The organism is Tepidimonas sp. (genome assembly GCF_046292505.1).
In the GTDB taxonomy this organism is placed as follows: Bacteria; Pseudomonadota; Gammaproteobacteria; order Burkholderiales; family Burkholderiaceae_C; genus Tepidimonas.
Genome location: NZ_JBKBQX010000118.1, coordinates 1 through 1,060, shown reverse-complemented (window position 1 = coordinate 1,060; position 1,060 = coordinate 1). Strand labels below are relative to the sequence as shown.

Sequence of the window (1,060 nt, the reverse complement as noted above, 5' to 3'; positions counted from 1 at the left end):
CAGGCCATGAAGGACTGGTATCGGCGAAGATCGGATTTGTTCCAAAAGCGACCCCATAATCATCCGGGACATGACAAATAGCAAGATGTCATCTTGTCGCGGGGATGTGTCAGGAATGTTGCATTGGCGAGACCGCGGCGGGGGGCGGTGCATACGAGCTACCACCAGCGGCGTGACCCATCGGGATTGCACTCGGAGTGTAGGGTTGGCATACTATGCCAATCTTTCCTGCACGGAGATTTCCATGCCGACGCGCAATGTTGTCCTCACCGATCACCAGGCCGCGCTGGTAGAGCATTTGGTCGTCAGCGGCCGCTACCAGAACGCCAGCGAAGTGCTGCGCGAGGGCTTGCGTCTCGTCGAACAACGCGAGGCCGAGGACGCCAGCCGCCTCGAAGCGCTGCGCGCCGCCGCCAAGGTGGGCATCGCCGATATCGAGGCGGGGCGCTACAAGACGTTCGACACCCGGGAATCCTTGCGCGCTCACTTGAAGGCCGTGACGGCCCAAACGCTCGTCCAAGCATGAGCGAGCCGTGGCGCGTTCGCCTGGCCGCCATTGCTGAGGCCGATCTGCTCGACATTGCAGCGTGGACAACGGAGCACTTCGGTTCCCTGCAGGCCGCGTTCTACATCGAGACCGTGACACAAGCCATCGAGGCCTTGCACGAGGGACCCGACATCCTGGGGGGGCAAAGCGAGGGACGACATCGGGCCCGGCATTCGCACCCTGCATGTGGCGCGGCAGGGCAGAAAGGGCCGTCACTTCGTCATGTTCCGAGTTGCTCCGGGGCGAGTCATCGAGGTGCTGCGCCTACTTCACGACAGCATGGATCTGTCGAGGCATTGGCCCAACGATGACGCCGCAATCCAGTCAGTCAGCGTATAGCGGGACTGCAGCGCACTCTTGCGGGTTCGGCGTGAGACGGGCAAACGCCCGAAACCTTCCGCTTTTGCCCGAAGGATTACGCAGGGGTTTGGGAAATGGGTTCGAAATCGGCGGTAGACTGCGCCAGCACCTTTCCACGCCCAACCCTCTCCGGTTGGGCGTTTGGTAATCCCC

At 62.0% G+C, this 1,060-nt stretch carries 1 protein-coding gene; it reads left to right on the top strand.

Annotated elements, in window-relative coordinates; genetic code table 11:
* Window positions 1-244: 244 nt before the first annotated feature.
* On the top strand, window positions 245-526 hold the full coding sequence (locus ACK4TH_RS12120; protein ID WP_409626809.1) for a type II toxin-antitoxin system ParD family antitoxin: 282 nt from the start codon (window positions 245-247) through the stop codon (window positions 524-526).
* The last annotated feature ends 534 nt before the right edge of the window (window positions 527-1,060 follow it).

Excerpts from the sequence above, each read along its gene's own strand:
- ACK4TH_RS12120 (WP_409626809.1), top strand. The coding sequence starts at position 245 with ATGCCGACGCGCAATGTTGTCCTCACCGATCACCAGGCCGCGCTGGTA.